We start from the raw sequence: 21625 nt of genomic DNA on the forward strand, positions 1-21625 counted from the left end.
TTTGGGGCTGCTCTGCAGCCCATCGCAGCCAAGGCAGCTCCTACAAAGAAGTGCATCCTGTAGGAGCTGCCTTGGCTGCGATGGGCCGCAAAGCGGCCCCAAACTCCCTAAGCCGCTACCTCACTGTGCGGCTCGAAGCTGTCCGCCCTGGCCAGCTGCCACATACGCGAATAGAACTGACCATTGACCTCACCGGTAAGCAACTCGCCCGGTTTGAGGAACACATGCATCTGCGAGAACAACTTGATCTCGGTCGCCGAAATGCGCCGCACCAGGTGCTTGGCCTCCAGTTGCGCAGGATGATCCAGGCCTGCGGCAGCGAGCATTTCGGCCAAGGCGCGCAGGGTGTTGTGATGGAAGTTGAGCACCCGGTTGGCTTTGTCCGGCACCACCAGCGCCCGTTGGCGCAAGGCGTCTTGCGTGGCCACCCCGGTCGGGCATTTGTTGGTGTGGCAGCTCTGCGACTGGATGCAGCCAATGGCGAACATGAAGCCGCGCGCCGAGTTGGCCCAGTCGGCACCAATCGCCAATACGCTGGCGATATCGAAAGCACTGACGATCTTGCCGCTGGCACCGAGCTTGATCTTGTCGCGCAGGTTCAAGCCAACCAGCGTGTTGTGCACGAACAGCAGGCCTTCGCGCAACGGTACGCCGATATGGTCGGTGAACTCCACTGGCGCCGCGCCGGTGCCACCTTCCTTGCCATCGACGACGATGAAGTCGGGCAGGATGCCGGTCTCCAGCATGGCCTTGGCGATGCCCATGAACTCCCACGGATGGCCCAGGCAGAACTTGAAGCCGACCGGCTTGCCGCCGGACAACTTACGCAGTTGGGCAATGAACTGCATCATCTCGATCGGGGTGGAGAAGGCGCTGTGGCGTGACGGCGAGATGCAGTCCTCGCCCATCAGGATGCCGCGCGTCTCGGCAATCTCCTGGGTCACCTTGTGCTTGGGCAAGATGCCGCCGTGGCCGGGCTTGGCACCCTGGCTCATCTTGATCTCGATCATCCGCACTTGTGGATTGCGCGCCTGTTCGGCGAAGCGCTCGGGGTCGAAGCGCCCATCGGCAGTACGACAACCGAAGTAGCCACTGCCCAGCTCCCATGTCAGGTCGCCGCCGTGCTCGCGGTGATAAGGGCTGATGCTGCCCTCGCCGGTGTCATGGGCGAAGTTGCCCAGTTTGGCGCCTTGGTTGAGGGCACGAATGGCATTGGCGCTGAGCGAGCCGAAGCTCATCGCCGAGATGTTGAAGATCGACGCTGAATAAGGCTGGCGACATTGCGGGCCACCAATGATCACCCGGAAACTGGCAGGGTCGGCCAGCGGCGCCGGGCGCATGGAATGGCCGATGAATTCAAAGCCCGACTCGTAGACATCGATCAGGGTGCCGAACGGTTTGTCCGATGCCTCGTTTTTCGCGCGGGCATAGACCAGCGAGCGCTGGGCGCGGGAGAAGGGCAGGGCATCGCTGTCGGCCTCCAGCAGGTACTGGCGGATCTCCGGGCGAATGGCTTCGACCAGGTAACGGATATTGCCCAGGATCGGGTAGTTGCGGCGCACCGCATGGCGCTTTTGCAGCAGGTCGAACAGGCCGATCAAGCTGAGGACGGCGGTGGTCAGGGTGAACGGCCACAGCCATTCATGATGCAGCAGCGGCAGACTGGCCAGGGTGAACAGCACACACCCGGCGAAGAAGGCATAGCGACTGAGAAGTGACAGGCTCATACGTAATCCTTGCGATGGCTCGGTCAGGCTCAGGGCCTGGGTCAAACCCCGACCATAGCCCTTTAACCAAGCCAATGGCCAGCCTTGCCGGCAGCGGAAAAAATGAAAATTGCAGTATCAAAAATCATTCGCCTTTAGTATGTTATAAAGTATCACTTAGCGATTGAGGTCATTTGCCATGAAGCCTGATATCCACCCAGCCTATCGTCCAGTGCTGTTTCATGACACCGCTGCCGACGTGTATTTCCTGATCGGCTCAACCGTTGATACTGATCGTACCCACCAGCACAGTGATGGCCAGCGCTATCCGTACGTGGCCCTGGATGTGTCGAGCGTTTCGCATCCGGTGTATACCGGCCAGCAGCGCAAGACCACCGTCGAAGGGCGAGTGGCTGGGTTCAACAAGCGCTTTGCTGGGTTCACTGCGCGCTAGTCGACAATGGCCGAGGGCCCTATCGCGGGGCAAGTCGGGGCGCCGCGATGAGGCCCTCAGCCACGCAGCAACTTCAGCCGCCAGGCCTCCTGCTCGGCAGGCGCCTCAAGCAAAAACACATACTTGCCCGCCACCCGCGCAGCCACCGGCAGGCCATCGCGATAGAGCAGCCGATTGCCACTCACCGCAGGCACCTTGTTCCCAGGCAATAATGTGCCAATCAAATTCAGCGGATCACTGGCACTGACCATCACCAGCTCGCCATCCAGCGCCCGCCGCCTGATCTGGCGCAGCAGCCCGACCGCGTCGGGCAAGGCAAACTGTTCCCCCGCCAACCCCGCGATGAAGCGCCCGCCACGAATCTCGCCGCGCGCTTCCAGCCGGTGATAACAGCGCAGCAACTCTCGCCACGGCGGCAGCGCATCGCTTTCGCGCTCCAGCAAGCGCCAGCAGATCACCCCATAGCGGCGCAACAGCGCCCGGGCAATGTGCTCCAGGCGTTGATCGTGATCGGGCTCGGCGCTATTGCGCCTGAGCAATGCCCAGCGTCCGGCGTGGGCCATGCTGCTGGACATCGGCGGATGGCCACGGCGGCTAATGCGCGATGAGCGCTTGGCGGCGGGTGTGATCAGGCTGCGCAAGCCGGTAAAGCTATCGGCGCCGACCAGACCCGAGCCAACCAGTTCCTGCAAGGCGGACTCCAACTTGCTCGGCAGCAGGTGGGCCTCGTGGCTCAATTCATCGAAGAACAACGCCCCGTTGCTGTGCAACGCCTCATGCACCCGCTGCGCACGTGGCCCCAGCTCACTCACCTCAGGCGCGCTGGCCAAGCTGCGCCACAGCCCCAAGTGCTCACGCGGCAGCAGCACCAGTGGCGTGCTCGACAGGGTACTGCTCGACGCCGTCGCCGCCAGCCGGCTCCACGCCCACTGCCCGCTACGACAGGCATCGTCCAGCCAATGTGGGCTGTAGTCCTTGATCCGCGCTGGCAGCAGGTCCGCCTCCCAGGCACCGGCAGCACTCGGGAATCCTTGCAACTGCCCCAGCACTTCACTGATCGCCTCAGGCCCGCGCAAGCGATCCTGGCTGGCCAGGTGCTGCCAATCGAACAGAAAGCGCATGAAGTCCTGCAGGCTGACCGGCTCGATCTCTCGGCGCAGACGTTTGACGGTATAGCGATGAATTCGCGCCAGCAGGTGGCGCTCACACCATTGCAGCGCCTGGCTGGTTGGGCTGAAGTGACCGCGCAACACATAGCCTTGCTGCTCCAGGCGTGCCAGGGCCTGCTCGATGTCCGACTCCGCCAAGCCCAGCGGGGCGGCGATCTGCGAGAGCGTCAGAGGGCCAAAGCCGCTGAGGCGGGCGCGCAGCAGTTCGGTGAGTGCGGTATCGGGATCTATGGCTTGGTCGAACCCAGCAAGCAGGTCCACAGAGGGTTCAAGCCGAGCACCCGGATACAGCGCCGTGAACAGGTTCAAGCGCTCGCGGGCCAGCCACAGTGGCTGGCCGGGCGTATGCAGGCAGGTGCTGCGTCCGGCCTTGGCCAAGGTGCGCAGCAGTGCCTGCCAACCAGGGTTACCTTCAACTTCAGCCTGGCTGATGGCGCCCAGGCTCATCAGTGCCTCATGCATCTCGTCGCTGCCGGTCGGTTGCGGCCAGGCTTCATCCTGCACTGCGGCAATCGCCTCGGCATCCAGTGCGCCAAGCTCGTCGCTGCTGTGCACCTCGTTCCAGCGCCGATTGAGCACCGCCTGGGTGCGCCGCTCTTCGAGCGGGGCATCATCGAGAAAGGCGTAGGGACGCGCATTGAGAATGGCCGCCGCCAAGGGCGATGGCGCCGGCAAGTCACGGCTGAGCAGGTGCACTTGGCCATTTTCCATGCGCCTGAGCAGGGCCAGCCAGCCCTCGCTGTCCATCGCTTCGTGCAGGCAATCATCGAGGGTCTGTTCGACCAGCGGGTGATCGGGGATCTGCCGTTCGCCGGCGATGTTTTCCAGGCAGGCGATCTGGTCAGGGAACACGGCTGCCACCAGGTCCTCGCTCTTCATTCGCTGGATCTGCGGCGCCACCTTGCGCCCGCCGACGAAACGCGGCAGGGCCAGGGCTACCGCGGCGTTCCAGCGCCAGCGCACGCCAAACAGCGGGGCGTCGAGCACGGCCTGGATCAGGATCGGCTCGGCGCTCTTGCTCGACAGGTAGCGCCACACTTCGTCGAGCTCGAAACTGTGGCTGGTCGACAGCGAGAGTACGATCGCGTCTTCGCTCGCCGCAGCTTGCAGCTCGAAATTGAAGGTGCGGCAGAAACGCTTGCGCAGGGCCAGCCCCCAGGCGCGGTTGATCCGGCTGCCATAGGGTGAGTGGATGATCAGCTGGGTACCGCCAGACTCGTCGAAGAAACGCTCCATCACCAGCGTCTGCTGCGAGGGCAGGGCGCCGAGCACCTGCCAGGTACGCTGGAGATAATCGAGCAGTTGGGTGGCGGTGTCCTGGTGCAGTTCATAGCTGTCCTGCAGCCACTGGCGGACCGGCTCAGGTTGGCCGCCGCTGAGTTGCAGCTGCTCATCGATACGGGCTTGCAGCCGGGCAACTGCGGTCGATAGCTCGTCGCTGCGCCCAGGCGCCTCGCCGAGCCAGAACGGAATGGTCGGCGGCAGCCCATGGGCGTCCTCGACCCTGACCCGGCCGGGCTCGACGCGCAGGATGCGGTACGACGCGTTGCCCAGCTGGAAGATATCGCCGGCGATGCTTTCGACTGCGAAGTCTTCGTTGACGCTGCCGATGTTCAACGCCTGGGGTTCGAGCAGCACGGCATAGTCAGCAGTTTCCGGGATGGTGCCGCCGCTGGTCAGCGCGGTCAGCTGGCTGCCCCGGCGCCCGCGCAACATGCCGCTGACCGCATCGCGGTGGACATAGGCGGCGCGCACGCCCTGGCGGCCGTTGTAGCCCTCGGCCAGCAGGCGCAGCAGTGACTGGTAATGGCGCAGGTCCAGCTCGGCAAAAGGTTGGGCCTGGCGTAGGCAGTCGAACAAGGCCTGTTCGGACCACGGCTGGTTACTGACTTCGGCAACGATCTGCTGGGCCACCACATCCAGCGGCGCCTTGGGTGTGTGCAACTCATCGAGTTCACCCCGGCGCACGCAATCGAGCAAGGCCACGCATTCGATCAAGTCATCGCGAGAGGTCGGGAACAGCCGACCCTTGGGTACGCCATCGACTTGGTGCCCTGAGCGTCCGACCCGCTGCAAGAAGCCCGCGATCGAGCCGGGCGAGGCGATCTGGCAGACCAACTCGACCTCGCCGATGTCGATGCCCAGTTCCAGCGACGCCGTGGCGACCAGTACTTGCAGCTCGCCGGCCTTCAGCCGTTGCTCGGCAATCAGCCGGTGTTCCTTGGCCAGGCTGCCGTGGTGAGCGGCGACCCGCGCATTGCCCAGGCGCTCGCCCAGATGACGGGTCAGGCGCTCAGCCAGGCGCCGGGTGTTGACGAAGATCAGCGTGGTGCGGTGTTCGCGGGCCAGTACGGCGAGGCGGTCGTAGACCAGGTTCCACACATCGGTAGCCATTACCGCCCCTAGCGGCACCGGCGGTACTTCGATGGCCAGATCACGCTGGCGCGCATGGCCGACATCGATGATGGCGCAGGGCCGTTGATGGCCGACCAGAAACTGCGCCACGCGCTCTACGGGCGTTGCGTGGCCGACAGGCCGATACGCCGCAGCGGCCGGCCACACAGGGCTTGCAGGCGCTCCAAGGTCAACGCCAGGTGACAGCCGCGCTTGTTCCCGGCCACCGCATGAATCTCATCGACGATCACCGTGTGCACCTGCGCAAGGCCGGCACGGCCGGACCCCGAGCCGAGCAGCACGTAGAGCGATTCCGGGGTGGTCACCAGGATGTGCGGCGCCAGTTTGCGCATGGCCGCGCGGTCTTTTTGCGGAGTATCGCCGGTGCGCACCGCCGTGGTGATCCGCGGCGCCTTCAGGCCCTGGGCTTCGAGGGCCTGGCTGATGCCCTCGAGGGGGACCTGCAGGTTGAGGCGAATGTCGTTGGACAGTGCCTTGAGCGGTGAGACATACACCACCTGGGTTTGCCCAGGCAGTTCACCGCCGTGCTCCAGGCCTTGGCGAAACAGCTCATCGAGTACCGCGAGAAAGGCGCTCAAGGTCTTGCCCGAACCGGTGGGGGCGGCGAGCAGTATCGATTGGCCACTGTGAATCAGCGGCCAGGCACGCGCCTGGGCGTCGGTGACCGTGGCGAAGCGCTGGCGGAACCAGCGGCCAACGGCGGGGTGGAACAGATCCAGGACCGGGTGATGCAGGGCAGGGAGGTTCATGCATTGGTTATGCAGGGCATGGCGCGGGTTGGCAAGGGGCCGTTCGTCTGCCTGTAACAACGCTATCGCGGGGCAAGCCCGCTCCCACGCCAGTCGATTTTGCCCACCTGGGAGCCGCTTCCACCCGACCGACACCCTCACAGACTGGCGTGGGAGCGGGCTCGCCCCGCGATAGGGCCACTACAGCCACCCCAGATCAGTAATCTTTGGTCGCTGTCTTAGCCTGCGCCCCCCTTCCATGACCACCACCATAATCGACTGGCGTGGGAGCGGGCTTGCCCCGCGATAGGGCCGCTACAGACACCCCAGATCAGTTATCCTCGGCCGCTGTCTTAGCCTGCGAGCCCTTCCATGACCAACATCATCCGCATCGCCGCCGCCCTGCTGATCGACCCCCAGGGCCGCACCCTGCTGGTGCGCAAACGCGGCACCCAGGCCTTCATGCAACCTGGCGGCAAGATCGATGCCGGGGAAACCCCACAGCAAGCCCTGGTGCGCGAACTCCATGAAGAACTCGGTCTGCGCATCGACCCCGAACACGCCGAGTACCTGGGCCTATTCAGCGCCCCAGCGGCCAACGAGCCAGGCTTTGAGGTGCAGGCCGAACTGTTTCGCGTACACAGCGCCGAGGCTGTGGCCCCGGCTGCGGAAATCGAAGAAGTGCTATGGCTGGCAGCCGAGCAGACGCCAACGTTCGAGCTGGCGCCGCTGACCCGCGACCTGATCCTGCCGCTCTACCGACAGGGCCTCAACGTACCGCGCTGACCCCATCGAGGGTGGCGAACGAAGTGTCTTTAGCCGTCAGCAAAAAGTCGCGCATGTACGGCGCATCGAGCATGTCGGTGCGCACCGCCGCGTAAAGCGTGGCAAACAGGCCTTTCTCCCCCAAACGCTTGCCCTTCACATAGCCGCGCGAGCTGTACTCATGCAGCGCCCAGTGCGGCATGCCGCACACGCCCCGGCCACTGGCGACCAACTGCATCATCATCACGGTCAGCTCCGAGGTGCGTACCGCCGCCGGCTCGATGTCGGCCGGCTCCAGGAAACGGGTGAAGATATCCAGGCGGTCGCGCTCGACCGGGTAGGTGATCAACGTCTGGTCGAGCAGGTCCTGCGGCACGATGTAGGGTTTGCTGGCCAAGGCGTGTTGATTGGCCACCGCCAGCATCGCCTCGTAGGTGAACAGCGGCACGTAGGTGATACCCGACAGGTCCAGCGGGTCGGAGGTCACCACCAGGTCCAGATCGCCGCGGGCCAACGCTGGCAGTGGCGCGAAGGCAAAGCCTGAAGCCAGGTCCAGCTCGACTTCCGGCCAGGCATCGCGGAACTGGTCGATGGTCGGCATCAGCCATTGGAAACAGCTATGGCATTCAATCGCCATGTGCAGACGACCAGCAGTGCCACCGGCCAGACGGGCGATGTCGCGTTCGGCGCTACGCAGCAGCGGCAAGGTGGCGTCGGCCAGTTGCAGCAGGCGCAGGCCGGCACTGGTGAAGCGGATCGGCTTGGTCTTGCGCACGAAGATGGGCAGGCCAAGGCGCTCTTCGAGTTCCTTGAACTGGTGGGACAGCGCCGATTGCGTCAGGTGCAGGCGTTCGGCGGCCTCGACCAGGCTATCGACCTCGCGCAGGGCATGCAGGGTTTTCAGGTGGCGGATCTCAAGCACAACGACTTCTCATGAGCGATATTGCAGCGGATGGGAAAGTCGTTGAGTTTGGCTCAAGTTGCGATGTCTGTCGATCACTTGGCAAGGCAGGGCAGGCCCTGCCAAGTGCTTGCTAGGCGAGTGAGGCGAAGTGCTGGTTGGCTATGCTGCGTGATAGCGGCCCGCGCCAGATGTTGCTGGGTTCGGCCTGAGCTGCCTGCCATTGCGGGCCGAGGAAGCGGTCCTCGGCGCGCTTGAGATGCGCTGCGCTGAACTTATCGAATGGGGTATCGGCGCTACGGTAGTGGAAGTGTGCATACCAAAGTACCGCAGGGTCATGGCTGGCGAGGTCGACGATCTGGTATTCCTGAAGATAATCGCGCGCGCTGAGCATCTGCCGCTGGCCTGCGCGACGCAATTCAACCTGGCGCTGCTCGATCAGGTAACTCAATTGGCCCTCGCTGGGTTGCGTGCTTTGCTTGACCTGGGCAATGCGCATGGACCGCCCCTCGGCACGTAGCGCTTGGGCTTGAGTGCGGAGTCTGGCGGGCTCGGGGGCTGATGGGTCGAGTTGCTGTAGACGATCGGCATAACGTTGCAGGTCATCGGCCTTGATCACCATCATGTGTTCGACGTCTACTGCCAGCATGCCTTGGCGCTGATACGTCTGAATGCGTTTGCGATAGCTAGGCAGGTGAGCCATGGCTTGGTTGGCGACTTGTTTAAGGTCGCGCAATTCATGTGCTCGCGTGGGCCTGTCGGCTGCCCGTTGACGCCAGCGCTCACCATCGGCCTCGTAGCGCTTGAGCACCGAGCCATCATCCTTATGCATGACCATCTGGGCAGGCCGATTCGTAGTGGCTGGCTGATAATCGCCGACCAGCCAATGACCATCCGTGTCCAGGAACAACCTGGGGCTACGCGAGGGCGCCCCGCCCAGACGCTGGCGCTGCGGCAGGCGCCTGAGCTGAGTGTCTGACATGGTGATCAGGGTATCGAGATTGCTGTACAGGCGCGTGAGGTAGGATTCATCGAACAGCTCTGGAAAACTGGCATAAGTGCTTTGCAGCCGTCGCTGGTACTGACTGTAAACGCTGCGCGCCTGTTCATAGATCAGGCGTCTTTGCGCGGCATTGACCTGCACCTCGCGCAGGTCCATGACGGTAACGCGCGTTCGGTGAATTTCTTCTTCGAACTCTGCGAGCCGCTGCACAAGAAATTCGGCCACCACTGAGGAATTGTTATGGCGCAAGGTCGCAGGCATCAGGTGCAGGGTGTCGAAGTAGGCTTTGAACTCGCCGTTCAAATGCTGCTGGTAGCGCTGGTAGGAGGCGTGTAGCTGAGGGTCACGCTCGGCTCGTTGGAACCAAGTAGTCAAATCTTCCATGCCCTGGAAAATCTCGTCGCGCTCTTTCAGGTGCTCAATCGCTTTCTGTCGCCATTGCCGCAGCAAGGGTAGTTGCTCGGCAAATCCATCCACACCTAGCACGCGCATCTGCAGGTGCGCCATCTCGATGAGGCGGCCGCGACCTCGATTAGCCAGCAGTTCGATCAAGTTGAGCAGGCGCTCGCAGATCAGCTTAGCGGCACGCGCTTTCTGCGTCATCGGTGTTTGCTGGTTCCTGCGAGCGCTGATCTGCAGCACTTCGTCCCAGGATTGGTAAGTTTGCTTGCCCCGCGTGATGTCGTCGAGGAAGCTCGCCTGCAACTCCGTGCCCGGCGCATTGCGCTGCGCTAGCGCATTACTGCGCTCGATAGAAGCGATCAAGCTGATCTCATCGGCAAAGGCTTTGGACGTTACCCTGCGTTGTCGCCGGTAGTGCTGGTCGACCAGAAAACGCGGCAGTTGCTCGCGTATGGCTGCTGGCCAGAAGGGATCTAGCTGCTCGGCCAGGCGCCCAATAACCTGGCCGCCACCTGCGCCTGCACCGAGCAGATGAACGCCATGCAGAGCGAAGTGGGTATCCCAGTGTCCGTACTCATCCAAGCTGATTGCTCGTTTCCAGCCTTTGTGGATTGTGCCCTGCAGACGCCAGGTGTGCGCGGCAGCGTCCCATTGCACCTGGTAGAACTGCTGTTCGATCTGGATGAAGTCGCCTTCGGGATGTCGATAAATGCCCCGATAGCGTCCGTGCGCCCCGGCGGACACCCCGTTCATGGAGAGGGCTTGTTGATATTCATAGCCAGCGAAGCGCTTGACTCGTGAGAGTGCGCGGGCATCCATGCGCAGTTGCGCAGATTTCATGCTGCGCAGGGTACGAAGCTGACGCTGGCGCGTGAGTTGGCGCACGGTCAGCAGATTGACGCCGATTCCAGTGGCCACATCCATCGCCGTGTCGATCACCGCGAGAAATACATCGTTGAGCGCTTCGAGCCCCTCGATAATCTTGCTTTGGGTAAACGCGTTGACCGCACGCGCTGCCGATTCGAACAAGTCGTAGATGCCAATGGCTGTGCCGAACAGTGGCAATAGACCTATCGCAAGCTTTAGATAGGTAAAGACCATGTTGCTTTGATGGGTGAAATTCTCCATCCAGAGTTGGTCGTTGGAGCGGGTACTGGCCCGATGAGCCACGATCGCACGGCCCATCTGTGCATTAAGCAGATGCTCGGCCAGTGAAGTGGTCGCAGGCCATTGCGCGCCCACGCCGATCACACCTGAGAAATCATGCAGATGAGCCTGACGGATGCGCGACATATGCGCCTGAAGGTCACCGTGCAGCGCCCTGCCGGCCAAGTAGTGGCTTTGCGTTTCTTCGCGACTGCGTTCGTAGAGACTGAGCCTGGCCGCCTCCAGGCTTGCATGCTGAGCCAACGGGTGGCTCGCATGCTCAGGCAGATACAACAGCGTAACGCCTGAGCGACGGTCTTCGATGAACATGACGCCGGACAAGGTGGTTGGACCAAAATCGGTGTCGGCGCCGCCTGAGGTCAGTGTCGCCGACAGCAGGCGGATGTCATAGCCGTTCGCTTGATAGGCCGAACGGCTGTCGGCCTGGATGGCGATCTGCAGGATGGCCAAGCCTTGATCATCCAATACGCCTTTTCCGTGCAACAGCAGGCCCTGCATACGCAGCATCAACTGCACCGGCATAGTCAAGCATTCGCGTCGATACTCGGCCTGCAAAGGGCTGTCGTCTAGACCTTTGTAGGCAGCAAGGATCTGCTGTTCATAGGCGTTGGCTAGGTCTAGCTCCTTGACCAGGGTTTGCAGGTACTTGGCATCAAGTCCCGCCGTTAGCATCGATTTCAGGGCAGTATCGTCGGAGGCTAAATCCAGGCGCAAATGGTTTAGCCGCCTCAGCATGTTCTCGTCGATGTTTTCCAACAGCAAGGTAACAAGGCTGATCGTTTCTCGTTCACGGCTGGGTCTGTAGACTTTTCGGGTCACCGTGCCTGGTGTGCCGCCAGTGACAATATCCGTGACCAGATCGACGCTACGTGGCAGGTTCAGGCCTATGTCGCTGTCGTCATAGAGTGGAAAGTCGCGTTTCAGGCGTTGCCTGATCAGCGGCCGGGCAAAAGCCTGGCACTCCTGTAGATCCTTGGTCAGTAACGCTTCGCTGCAGGTTACTGCGTGTATGTATTCGGGCATCAGACGGCTCAGCGCCTGGCAAGTAGTCGGTGACAGTCGAGTGAAGCGGGTTGCCTGCGCCGCAGCCATGCTCACCACCTGATCTTGCTCCTGGACAAGGCGAAGCGCCGCTTCGCGTGCGGCATGGCGAGGTATCTGCAAGCGTTGTTCGAGTGTTTCCTGCAGGCGCGGAAGCTGCGCGGCTAAGGCTTCCAGACCCTGCTCATTTTGTACCTGCTGCGTGAGCGTGCGCATATGGCTGAGCGTGGCGTTGAGGGTCTGCGCCAGCACATCACCGTTGATCTGCAGCAGCTCCAGCGACTGATGCGCTTCACTCAGGCCCAGGCAGCTGGCAAGGGCCAAGCGGTTCGGGCAATGCATAAGCCCGCCGTGTTCTCCTGGCCAGTACAGCAATATCGGACCGTCTGCTGCAGCGCTCAAGGTCGCTGCGTCGGTTACCAGTAGTACTTCGCGCAGGTGCTGTTCACCGGCGCTGTCAGCGAATTCACCATGAGCTTGCTGTTTTAGCAGTGGATAGGCCGCGCGCACATTGCTGTCGCTGGCAGGAAAATCCCCGCCCAGATCGAGAATGGATTGCACAGCGCTAAGTTGCGCACTACTGATTTGCCCGAGCAGCTGCTGGATTTGCGCGTGAACTTGCAGTCCTTGGCGATGGGCCTGGAGCAATGCCGGGTTGGTTTGCAGGTTGGCGGCGGCCGAGTGCCAACGGGGCGAGTGCAACAGCGTCTGCGTGGCTTGCCTGGCGTTTTCCTGTTGTTCTTGTAAGGACTTTTGCAGCGACTCAAGTTTTTTTGCGTCGCTGTCGCTCAATTCGTCGATCAACTGCATCTGCCTGGCAACTTGGGCCGACGCGGCTGTGTCTGAACTTTCCGGGCCCAGGCCACCTAGGTCAAACAGCGACAACTGCGCTGGGTGTTCGTTAGTTTGCGCGAGGGCAGGGCTTGGCTCAGTGAAAAACAGCTGCGGGTTAGGATGTGCCGTTTCCCACGCTAGCGCCTAGCTGAGGGCCACCGAGGCGAGGTTGCCAGGGTTATCTGCGCTGGCGTTTTCTAGGTTGTCGAGTGCGGCTTGCAGATAGTTATCGAGCAAAACGCTAAAGCCCTGGGCTACATCATCCAGCACTCGATAGGTGATGCTGCCTGTGTGGTCGGGCAGTTGGTTTTCCAGGTCTTGGCGTGTGGCATGGCTGCTAAAGGCTGCTGCACGTCCAGGCAGGTAGAGCAGCTGTGGCGCTTCACCCTGGACCGTGAATACCAGGGCCCCAGAGGCGCCGGAGGGGCTTTCGATGGTAATGGGTTTGCCGTCGAGCATTTTCCATTCAGGATCGTTCTGCAAGCCGCTGACTGGCCGTAGCTGAGCCTCATTGATCTGTGTGTCAGCCCAAGCCAGGCTCAGCGCGGCGTGAAAGTAAATGTCATAGTATTGCTGTGCATGTTGTTGACGGCTCAAGGGCGTGCCCTGCGCGCGGCCCTGCCAGTAAGTCTGCCAGCGTTGGCGCAGGGTGTCTGGCAGATTCATGTCCGCCATTGTCAGTTCGTTCGGATCAGTTGCAGGTTTAGCGTCAAGCAGCGAGCGAATGATCAAACTGAGCCGTGGAGCTTGCTTGAGCAGCGCGTGGCAAATGTCTCGTGCTTTGTGGCAAGTGGCTTTTGCTTGCAGCGTCGTGCGGGTTAGGGGTAGCGGCTGGGCCGCGATGAAAGGTGAGGCGATAACTGAGGGAAGAGTGTCGGTCATCGAGGGTATCCATGAGTGCGCCTAAGCCGAAATTGGCCTGAGCATTAGAAAAGCCGCGATGCAGACCAGGGAGGTAGATAGTTATCCGAAAGACCGTTGGGCGAGGTTCATCAAACTGTCACTGAACTGTGGCAGCGCGATTGAACAATTTTCATCAGACTCGCGCTCTACTGGGGATCTGCATTCTGGTGTTTATTTCATGCGGGCTTTTCTGCTGTTTTTATTTTTCCTGTTCAGTGTGCCGGGTGCTTTCGCCGCCCAGCGTTGCGACGCTCAGGTACCGGTACAGCGGGCCGAGCTTGGCCAGGTCAGCTTGGTCTATCAAAGCGTTGGCAAGCCTAGCGATCCGGTGTTGCTACTGGTCATGGGCTTGGGCGGACAGCTCATTCACTGGCCCGACGATGTGGTCCAAGCGCTGTGCATGCAGGGTTTTCGGGTGATTCGCTACGACAACCGCGATGTCGGGCTGTCGCGCTGGAACCAGCTACCGCCCTCGGCCAATCTGACGGTCGAGCTGTTGCGCTACAAATTCGGCTTGTCGGTGTCGGCGCCTTACACCCTGACCGATATGGCCGGCGATGGCCTGCGTCTGATGGATACGTTGCAGGTCGAGCAGTTTCATGTGCTGGGGGTGAGTATGGGCGGCATGATCGCCCAGCACCTGGCGGCGATGGCCCCAGAGCGGGTGCGCAGTTTGACCTTAGTCATGTCCAGCTCTGGCGCTGCCGGATTACCCGCGCCGAGCCCGGCATTGGTGCAGTTGCTGGCGCGGCGCAGTGCGCCGAGTCGTGAAGTGGCGATCGAGCAGCAGGCTGATCTGTTGGCTGCGCTGGGGAGCCCGCAGGTGCGCGATGATCGGGCGGTGCTGTTGCAGCAAGCGGCTTTGGCCTATGACCGGGCGTTCAATCCAGAAGGGGCCAAGCGCCAGATCATGGCGATTCTGGCCGAGCCGAGCCGGGTCGAGCTGTTGAATCAGTTGCGGGTGCCGACGCTGGTGGTGCATGGCACGGCTGATCCGTTGCTGCCGGTGATGCATGGGGTGCATCTGGCGGCGCATATCCAGGGCAGTCAACTGCGCTTGATACCGGGGTTGGCCCATCGGTTTCAGGAGCAGTTCAAGGCGCCGCTGTTGGGGGCGGTATTGCCTTACCTGAAGGCGCATCGCGAAGATCTGACCCATTTGGCCCGGCTGTAGATTGTCGAGGGCCGCAAAGCGGTCCCAGACAATCTCAGTGGAAACGCACCCAAAGGCTGACCAGCACTGTCGCGGCCACCAACCAGGCAACCGTGGCCAGCGCCAACGACGCTTCCAAGCGCATCCGATCGACCAGCACATACAACGTCGCCAGATACACGAAATACGGAATGATCGACCACATGCCAAACAAGATGGTGGTCTTCAGATCCTCTAGCGAGCGCCCCTTGCCAACGATGTAGTGCGCAATCAGGGCGAAGGTGGGGAACAGCGGCACCAGCCCGGCAATGTAGTAGTTGCGCGTCTTCGACAGTATCGCCAGCAGTACCACCACGCCCGCGCCCAAGGCGGCTTTGAATAGCAGATCCACAATGTCATCCAGGTTGAGATCGAGTTCAGCCGAGGCCGTATTTTTTCACTTTGTCGAACAGCGTGGTCTTGGCCATGCCCAGCTCCAGGCTGGCCTGGCTGAGGTTGCCGCCGCTGCGCTGCAAGGCATCGCTGAGCAGGTTGCGCTCGAACGCCTCGACCGCCTCGGCAAAGCCCAGGCCCTGGCTGGCGCCACTGGTGCCGGATTTCTTGAACGCCGGCAAGCCCAGGGCATAGCGCTCGGCGACGTTACGCAGCTCACGCACGTTGCCCGGCCAGTCGTGGGCCATCAGCCGCGACAGGGTCTGACTGTCCAGCTCCGGCGCTTCGCGGTCAAAGCGCAGGGCCGATTGCTGCAAGAAGTGTTCGAACAGCTGCAGGATATCTTCCCGACGCTCGCGCAGGGGCGGTAGCTCCAGGGTCACCACGTTCAGGCGGTAATACAGGTCGCTGCGGAACTGGCCGCTCTGACCCATGGCGTCGAGGTCGGACTTGGTCGCGGCGATCACCCGGCAGTCGACCGGGATGCTCTGGTTCGAGCCAAGCCGCTCCAAGGTGCGTTCCTGTAGCACGCGCAGCAGTTTGATTTGCAGGTTCAGCGGCATGCTCTCGACTTCATCGAGGAACAACGTGCCGCCGTTGGCGTGCTCGATCTTGCCGATGCGGCGCTTGCCGGCGCCGGTAAAGGCGTTGGCTTCGTGGCCGAAGATCTCGCTTTCGAACAGGTTCTCAGGCAGGCCGCCGCAGTTCAGCGCTACGAACGGCTGGCCCTGGCGCCGACTGAAGTCGTGCAGGCAGCGGGCTACCAGTTCTTTGCCGGTACCGGTCTCGCCTTCGATCAACACGTTGGCCGAGGTATCGGCGACGTTGGCGATCAGTTCGCGCAGGTTTTGCATGGACGGTGAGCGGCCGATGATGCGCCCTTCCAGGGTGCTTTGGCCGGCCAACTGGCGGCGCAGCGAAAACACCTCGCGGGCCAGGCCACGTTGCTCCAGGGCGCGGCGCACCACTTCGACCAGGCGTTCTGGCGAGAAGGGTTTTTCCATGAAGTCGTAGGCGCCGTTGCGCATGGCGCCAACGGCCATGTCGATATCGCCGTGGCCAGTAATCAGCACCACCGGCAGGCTGCGGTCGCGCGCCTTGAGGCGGCTGAGCAGCTCCAGGCCATCGATGCCCGGTAGGCGGATATCGCTGACGACGATGCCGGCAAAGTCATCGCCAATGCGTTCCAAGGCCTGTTCGGCACTGCCGACGCCTTCGCAGGCGATGTCTTCCAGGGCCAATGCCTGTTGGCAGCCGAGCAGTACATGCGGGTCGTCTTCGACGATCAGTACAGTTAAAGGCGCTTGGTTCATGAATGCTCAGCCGTTTCGCTAGGGGCGTTGACCAAGGGCAGGGAGAGGACGAACGCGGTACCGCCAGTGGCGGGGTGTTCGACGCTCAGAGAGCCTTTGGCGGCGGCGGCCAGGCTCGCCGACAAGGTCAGGCCCAGGCCCAGGCCATGCTCGCCCGGTTTGGTGGTGAAGAAAGGTTCGAACAGGTGCTTGCGCGCCTCGGCATCGATGCCGTGGCCATTGTCGCGCACGCGCAGGCGATACTTGTCGCCCTGCAGCTCGCCCTCCAACCACAGCTGGGGGTGCGGCTGAGTGGCCATGGCGTCCAGGGCGTTGCCAATCAGGTTGACCAGGATCTGCTCCAGGCGGGTCTGATCGATGGCCAACTGCTGGTCATCATACTGGCTGTGCAGTTGCAGGTGGCAACCGGCGATGCGATTGCCCAGCACTTGCAGGCTGGCGTCGATCGCTTTGCTCAGCGAGGCTTGGCCGCTGTCGTCGCCGCGGCGGGCGAACGAACGCAGGCTGGCGGTGATGCGGCCCATGCGGTCGATCAGGTCGTTCATGGTGCGCAGGTTGGTGCTGGCCGTTTCCAGCGCGCCGCGCTCCAGAAAACGCACGGTGTTGCCGGACAAGGTGCGCAGCGCCGCCAGCGGTTGGTTCAGCTCATGGGCAATGCTGGTCGACATCTGGCCGATGGCCGCCAACTTGCCGGCCTGGACCAGTTCGTCCTGGGCGTGGCGCAGGGTCTGCTCGGCATGCCGGCGTTCGCGGATCTGGCCCTTAAGACGCTCGTTGCTGGCGCGTAGGTCGGCGGTGCGTTCGGCGATCTTGCGCTCCAGATGGCTGTTGGCTTCTTCCAGCGCTTCACGTGCGGCCAACCGCGTGGCGATGACTTTGCGTCGTTCGTTCCAGGCAATCGCCAGGATCGCCAGCAGGGCGAAGGCCACCCCGACCAGGATGCCCTGGACCATCGACTCGCGGCGCAGGTCCTGCAGCGGCGTCAACAGGGTGAAATGCCAGGGGGTGTCGGCCAGGCGCCGAGTCTGCGCCAGGTAGGACACTTCATGGGGCTTGCCTTGGGCGGTTTCGCTGTTTGCCGGGAAAGTCAGCTTCTCGACGCCATCGGCCAGGGTTTCCCGGGCCAGGGGCTGCAACTCGTTCAGTGGCCACCAATAGTATTGCAGGCTACGGGCCAGGCGTTCTTTGGTCTGCGGGGTCAGCGGGCGTACCGACTTGAGGCGTCTGGCCGGGTCGCTGGAGAGGATGATGATGCCGTTCTCGTCGCTGACGAAAGCTTCCAGCCGCGCACGTTGCCAGCGCTCTTCAAGGGTGTCCAGGCGCACCTTGATCACCGCTACGCCAATGATCTTGCCGTGTTCTTCCAGGCCGTGGGCCAGGTAATAGCCGGCTTCGCCGGTGGTACTGCCGATGCCGTAGAAGCGTCCAGGCTCGCCGCGCACGGCATCCTGGAAATAGGCACGAAACGACAGGTCTTCGCCGAGGAACGAGTCGGCATCGCGCCAGTTGCTGGTGGCTTGTACCCGGCCGCTGGTGTCGAGGACGAAGATCGCCCGGCTGCGACTGCGGCGGTTCAAGCCTTCCAAGTATTCGTTGACGGTCTGGCGGGAGCCGCCGTCGGTGTCGGTCAGCAAGTGCGAGACGCTGTCTTCGAGCTCCAGCAGGCTGGGCAGGTAGGTGTACTTGCTGATTTCACTCTCGACCGTGCGCGCGTGCAGCTCCAGCTGGCGCTCGCCATTCTCGCTCAACGCGCGCACGCCATTGCTCTCGCTGACCAGATAGCCAAGCAGGCCCAGGCCGACCATCAGCAGGACGATCAAGGGGGGCAGCAGCAATTGACGGATCAGGCGGGATTTCACGGCGGGTTGGGCAGGGCGCAGGAGCGAGGGGTCGCATTTCATCACAGTGGCCTTGTCACGACCAGCATCGGCTGCCCGGTGGGGACCGGACAGCCGCTGCCGTGGCCGACTTAGTGTTGCAGGATCTTGCTGAGGAAGTGCTGGGTGCGTTGGTCGCGGGCCGTCTGGTCGCCGAAGAACTCTTCCTTGGTGCAGTCTTCGATGATGTTGCCCTTGTCCATGAAGATCACCCGGTTGGCGACCTTGCGGGCAAAGCCCATTTCGTGGGTCACGCACATCATGGTCATGCCTTCGTGGGCCAGTTGCACCATCACATCGAGCACTTCACTGACCATTTCCGGGTCCAGCGCCGAGGTCGGTTCGTCGAACAGCATGACGATCGGGTCCATCGACAGCGCGCGGGCGATCGCCACACGTTGCTGTTGGCCGCCGGAGAGCTGGCCAGGGTGCTTGTGCGCGTGCGCCGACAGGCCGACTCGCTCAAGCAATGCCAGGCCTTTCTTGGTGGCTTCTTCCTTGCTGCGACCGAGCACCTTGATCTGCGCGATGGTCAGGTTCTCGGTGATGGTCAGGTGTGGGAACAGCTCGAAGTGCTGGAACACCATGCCGACCCGCGAGCGCAGCTTGGGCAGGTTGGTCTTGGGGTCGGAGATCGACGTGCCGTCGACCACGATGTCGCCTTTCTGGAACGGCTCCAGGGCGTTGACGCACTTGATCAGGGTGGATTTACCCGAGCCGGATGGGCCGCAGACCACCACCACTTCACCCTTTTTGACATCGGTGGTGCAGTCGGTGAGCACCTGGAAGTCGCCGTACCACTTGTTGACGTTCTTGATGGAAATCATACGGTGATCCTTTTTTGCAGGCGCTTGACCAGCCATGAAGCGGAGAAGCTGATGAGGAAGTAGACGACACCGGCGAAGATCAGGAACTCATGCGAGCGGCCAATGATGTCGCCGTTCGAGCGTGCCGAGTTGAGGAAGTCGACCAGGCCCACGGTGTACACCAGCGAGGTGTCCTGGAACAGGATGATGCTCTGCTGCAGCAGCAGTGGGGTCATCTTGCGAAACGCCTGCGGCAGGATGATCAGGCGCATGGTCTGGCTGTAGTTCATGCCCAGGGCTTGGGCGGCGCCCATCTGGCCCTTGGAGATCGACTGCACGCCAGCACGGACGATTTCGCAGAAGTAGGCGGCCTCGAACATCATAAATGCCACCACGCACGAGGTGAAGGCGCCCACCGGGGTGTCTTCGCCGGTGATCCAGCGCAGCACGAACGGCACTGCCAGGTAGAACCAGGTGATCACCAACAGCAGCGGGATCGAGCGGAAGTAGTTGACGTAGGCGCCGGCGAGATTGGACATCAGTTTGTTCGACGACAGGCGCATCAGCGCCAGGATGGTGCCCAGGGCGATACCGCCAACCACGCCCATGACCATCAGCTTGAGGGTCATGACCATGCCTTCCCAGAGGGCCGGCAGGGCAGGGATGATTTCACTGAAATCCATTTCCATCATTTACCCCCCACGGAGATCAGGCCGGGCACCGAGACTTTCTTCTCGACCATGCGCATCAGCAGCATCAGGCCCATGTTCAGGGTGAAGTAGATCAGGGTAGCCAGGGTGAACGCCTCGAACAGGTTGGCGGAGAACTCGGCGGTTTGCTTGGTCTGCGCCAGCAGCTCCATCAGGCCAATCAGCGAGGCCACCGAAGAGTTCTTGAACACGTTCAAGAATTCCGAGGTAAGCGGCGGAATGATGATCCGGTAGGCTTGCGGCAGCAGCACGTTGTTGTAGATCTGCGCCAGGCTGAAGCCCATCGCCCGGGCGGCGGCTTCTTGGCCGCGGGGCAGTGCCTGGATCCCGGTACGCACCTGTTCGCAGACCCGCGCAGCGGTGAACAGGCCCAGGCAAATGACCACGCTGATCAGCGCCGAGGTGGTCGGGTTGAGGTCTTGCTTGAACCATTCCTGCAGGCCTTCTGGAAGCAGGTCCGGTACCAGGAAGTACCAGATGAACAGCTGCACCAGCAGCGGTACGTTACGGAACAGCTCGACGTAGGCGGTGGCAATCCCTGACACCAGGCGGTTTGGCACGGTACGCATCACGCCGAGCAGCGAGCCCAGCAGCAAGGCGATGATCCAGGCGGTGATGGCAATGGCGATGGTCCAGCCTAGACCGGTGATGTACCAGTCCAGGTAGGTTTCGCTACCCACGCCGGTGGACTTGAAGAATACGCCCCAGTCCCAGTTGTAATTCATCGGGATTTCCCCTCAGACGGTTGTTTCACGGGCACCTTCGAACATCCAAGGGCGGCGAGCGCCCTCGGATGAAAGGTTAGACACTAACGAGTGGCCTGCAGGGTTAATTCATGCGCATGTTGAGCGCCAGGCCACTATTTGCGACTCAGGACTTCTTCTCGTCCGCCGCTTTGTCGGTCGGGTTGGCGATCAGTTCCTTGAGCTCGTCACTCATCGGGAACTGCAGGTTCAGGCCTTTTGGCGGGATTGGCTGAGAGAACCACTTGTCGTAGATCTTGTTGATCTCGCCCGACTTGTACAGTGCAACGATGGCTTCATCGACGGCTTTCTTGAACGCGTCGTCACCCTTGCGCACCATGCAGCCGTAGATTTCGTAGGACTGTGGAGTACCGGTGATGACCCAGTCGGCAGGCTTGCGCGCCTTGGCCATTTCGCCGGCGAGCAGGGCGTCGTCCATCATGAAGGCTACGGCGCGGCCGCTTTCGAGCATGTTGAAGGCTTCGCCGTGGTCTTTTGCCGAGATCACGTTCATCTTCATCTGCTTGTCGGCGTTCATCGCCTTGAGGATACGCTCGGAGGTGGTACCAGCGGTGGTCACCACGTTCTTGCCAGCCAGGTCGGGGAAGTCTTTGTAGGCCGGTTGACCGTCCTTGACCTTGGTCAGCAGGCGGGTACCGACTTCGAAGATGCCGACCGAGAAGCCGACTTGCTGCTGGCGTTCGACGTTGTTGGTGGTCGAGCCGCACTCGACGTCGACAGTGCCGTTTTGTACCAGTGGGATACGGGTCTGCGAGGTGACCAGGTTGTAGCGGGCCTTGAGGTTAGGAGCGTCGAGTTGCTTTTTCAGGTGCTCGACGATGGCCAGCTGGATGTCGTGGGAGTAGCCCACGGGTTCCGGCTTGCCTGCCAGGTAGGAAAATGGAATGGAGGAGTCACGGTGCCCCAGGGTGATGGTGCCCGAATCCTTGATCTTCTTCAGGGTGCCGGTCAGCTCTTCAGCCATGGCCGGCGAAGCGATCACAGCGGCCGCGATGGCGGCGCCCAGCAATTGACGAACGATACGCATCAAATTTTCCTCGACGTGTTTGTTTTTTTTATGGAGCCGTTGGCGGACTCTTTCG

At 62.0% G+C, this 21625-nt stretch carries 14 protein-coding genes and 1 pseudogene; 3 read left to right on the forward strand and 12 right to left on the reverse strand.

The genetic code is table 11. From position 1 onward, the window contains the following. Nucleotides 1-107 precede the first annotated feature (107 nt). Nucleotides 108-1727 (reverse strand): FMN-binding glutamate synthase family protein, encoded by a 1620-nt coding sequence (locus tag OIU19_RS18940; protein ID WP_264236311.1) that lies wholly within the window; start codon nucleotides 1725-1727, stop codon nucleotides 108-110. Nucleotides 1728-1905: 178 nt separating this feature from the next. Between OIU19_RS18940 and OIU19_RS18945 the strand changes: the two genes are divergently transcribed. Continuing rightward, the gene (locus OIU19_RS18945) at nucleotides 1906-2160 is read left to right on the forward strand and encodes a type B 50S ribosomal protein L31 (RefSeq protein ID WP_264236312.1); all 255 of its coding nucleotides are present in this window, start codon (nucleotides 1906-1908) and stop codon (nucleotides 2158-2160) included. Nucleotides 2161-2216: 56 nt separating this feature from the next. Here OIU19_RS18945 and OIU19_RS18950 read toward each other — a convergent pair. Next, nucleotides 2217-6493, reverse strand: a pseudogene (locus OIU19_RS18950) (DEAD/DEAH box helicase). Between the two features lie 351 nt (nucleotides 6494-6844). Between OIU19_RS18950 and OIU19_RS18955 the strand changes: the two are divergent. Then, nucleotides 6845-7258, forward strand: a complete 414-nt coding sequence (locus OIU19_RS18955) for an NUDIX domain-containing protein (protein WP_264236313.1) — start codon at nucleotides 6845-6847, stop codon at nucleotides 7256-7258. On the opposite strand, the gene metR is transcribed toward OIU19_RS18955, so the two are convergent. The 3 genes from metR to OIU19_RS18970 form a co-directional block, all read right to left on the reverse strand. Continuing rightward, nucleotides 7242-8159, reverse strand: a complete 918-nt coding sequence (metR, locus tag OIU19_RS18960; RefSeq protein WP_264236314.1) for a transcriptional regulator MetR — start codon at nucleotides 8157-8159, stop codon at nucleotides 7242-7244. The two genes, OIU19_RS18955 and metR, sit on opposite strands and share 17 nt — an antisense overlap. Before the next feature lie 112 nt (nucleotides 8160-8271). After that, complete coding sequence (locus OIU19_RS18965; protein ID WP_264236315.1) at nucleotides 8272-12561, reverse strand: dermonecrotic toxin domain-containing protein; 4290 nt, start codon at nucleotides 12559-12561, stop codon at nucleotides 8272-8274. Nucleotides 12562-12729: 168 nt separating this feature from the next. Then, complete coding sequence (locus OIU19_RS18970) at nucleotides 12730-13260, reverse strand: hypothetical protein (RefSeq protein ID WP_264236317.1); 531 nt, start codon at nucleotides 13258-13260, stop codon at nucleotides 12730-12732. A 406-nt stretch (nucleotides 13261-13666) separates the two neighbouring features. On the opposite strand from OIU19_RS18970, the gene OIU19_RS18975 reads away from it, so the two are divergent. Beyond that, nucleotides 13667-14662 (forward strand): alpha/beta fold hydrolase, encoded by a 996-nt coding sequence (locus OIU19_RS18975; RefSeq protein WP_264236318.1) that lies wholly within the window; start codon nucleotides 13667-13669, stop codon nucleotides 14660-14662. Between the two features lie 34 nt (nucleotides 14663-14696). Here the strand turns inward: OIU19_RS18975 and OIU19_RS18980 are convergent, their stop codons facing one another. The 7 genes from OIU19_RS18980 to OIU19_RS19010 form a co-directional block, all read right to left on the reverse strand. Further along, nucleotides 14697-15032, reverse strand: coding sequence for a GlpM family protein (locus OIU19_RS18980; protein WP_264236320.1), 336 nt, complete (start codon nucleotides 15030-15032; stop codon nucleotides 14697-14699). Between the two features lie 25 nt (nucleotides 15033-15057). After that, a complete protein-coding gene (locus OIU19_RS18985) occupies nucleotides 15058-16386 on the reverse strand; it encodes a sigma-54 dependent transcriptional regulator (RefSeq protein ID WP_264236321.1) in 1329 nt (442 codons plus the stop codon). Continuing rightward, on the reverse strand, nucleotides 16383-18287 hold the full coding sequence (locus tag OIU19_RS18990; RefSeq protein ID WP_264236322.1) for an ATP-binding protein: 1905 nt from the start codon (nucleotides 18285-18287) through the stop codon (nucleotides 16383-16385). The genes OIU19_RS18985 and OIU19_RS18990 overlap by 4 nt, the downstream gene beginning before the upstream one ends. Nucleotides 18288-18355: 68 nt before the next feature. Beyond that, nucleotides 18356-19090, reverse strand: a complete 735-nt coding sequence (locus OIU19_RS18995) for an amino acid ABC transporter ATP-binding protein (RefSeq protein ID WP_119138855.1) — start codon at nucleotides 19088-19090, stop codon at nucleotides 18356-18358. Further along, nucleotides 19087-19758 (reverse strand): amino acid ABC transporter permease, encoded by a 672-nt coding sequence (locus tag OIU19_RS19000; protein WP_264236392.1) that lies wholly within the window; start codon nucleotides 19756-19758, stop codon nucleotides 19087-19089. The genes OIU19_RS18995 and OIU19_RS19000 overlap by 4 nt, the downstream gene beginning before the upstream one ends. Beyond that, nucleotides 19758-20504, reverse strand: coding sequence for an amino acid ABC transporter permease (locus OIU19_RS19005; RefSeq protein WP_186556195.1), 747 nt, complete (start codon nucleotides 20502-20504; stop codon nucleotides 19758-19760). Before OIU19_RS19005 ends, OIU19_RS19000 begins: the two co-directional genes overlap by 1 nt. A 145-nt stretch (nucleotides 20505-20649) precedes the next feature. Continuing rightward, complete coding sequence (locus OIU19_RS19010; RefSeq protein WP_186556196.1) at nucleotides 20650-21570, reverse strand: glutamate/aspartate ABC transporter substrate-binding protein; 921 nt, start codon at nucleotides 21568-21570, stop codon at nucleotides 20650-20652. Nucleotides 21571-21625 lie beyond the last annotated feature (55 nt).

Source organism: Pseudomonas sp. BT-42-2, from assembly GCF_025847435.2.
GTDB classification, from domain to species: Bacteria; Pseudomonadota; Gammaproteobacteria; order Pseudomonadales; family Pseudomonadaceae; genus Aquipseudomonas; species Aquipseudomonas urmiensis.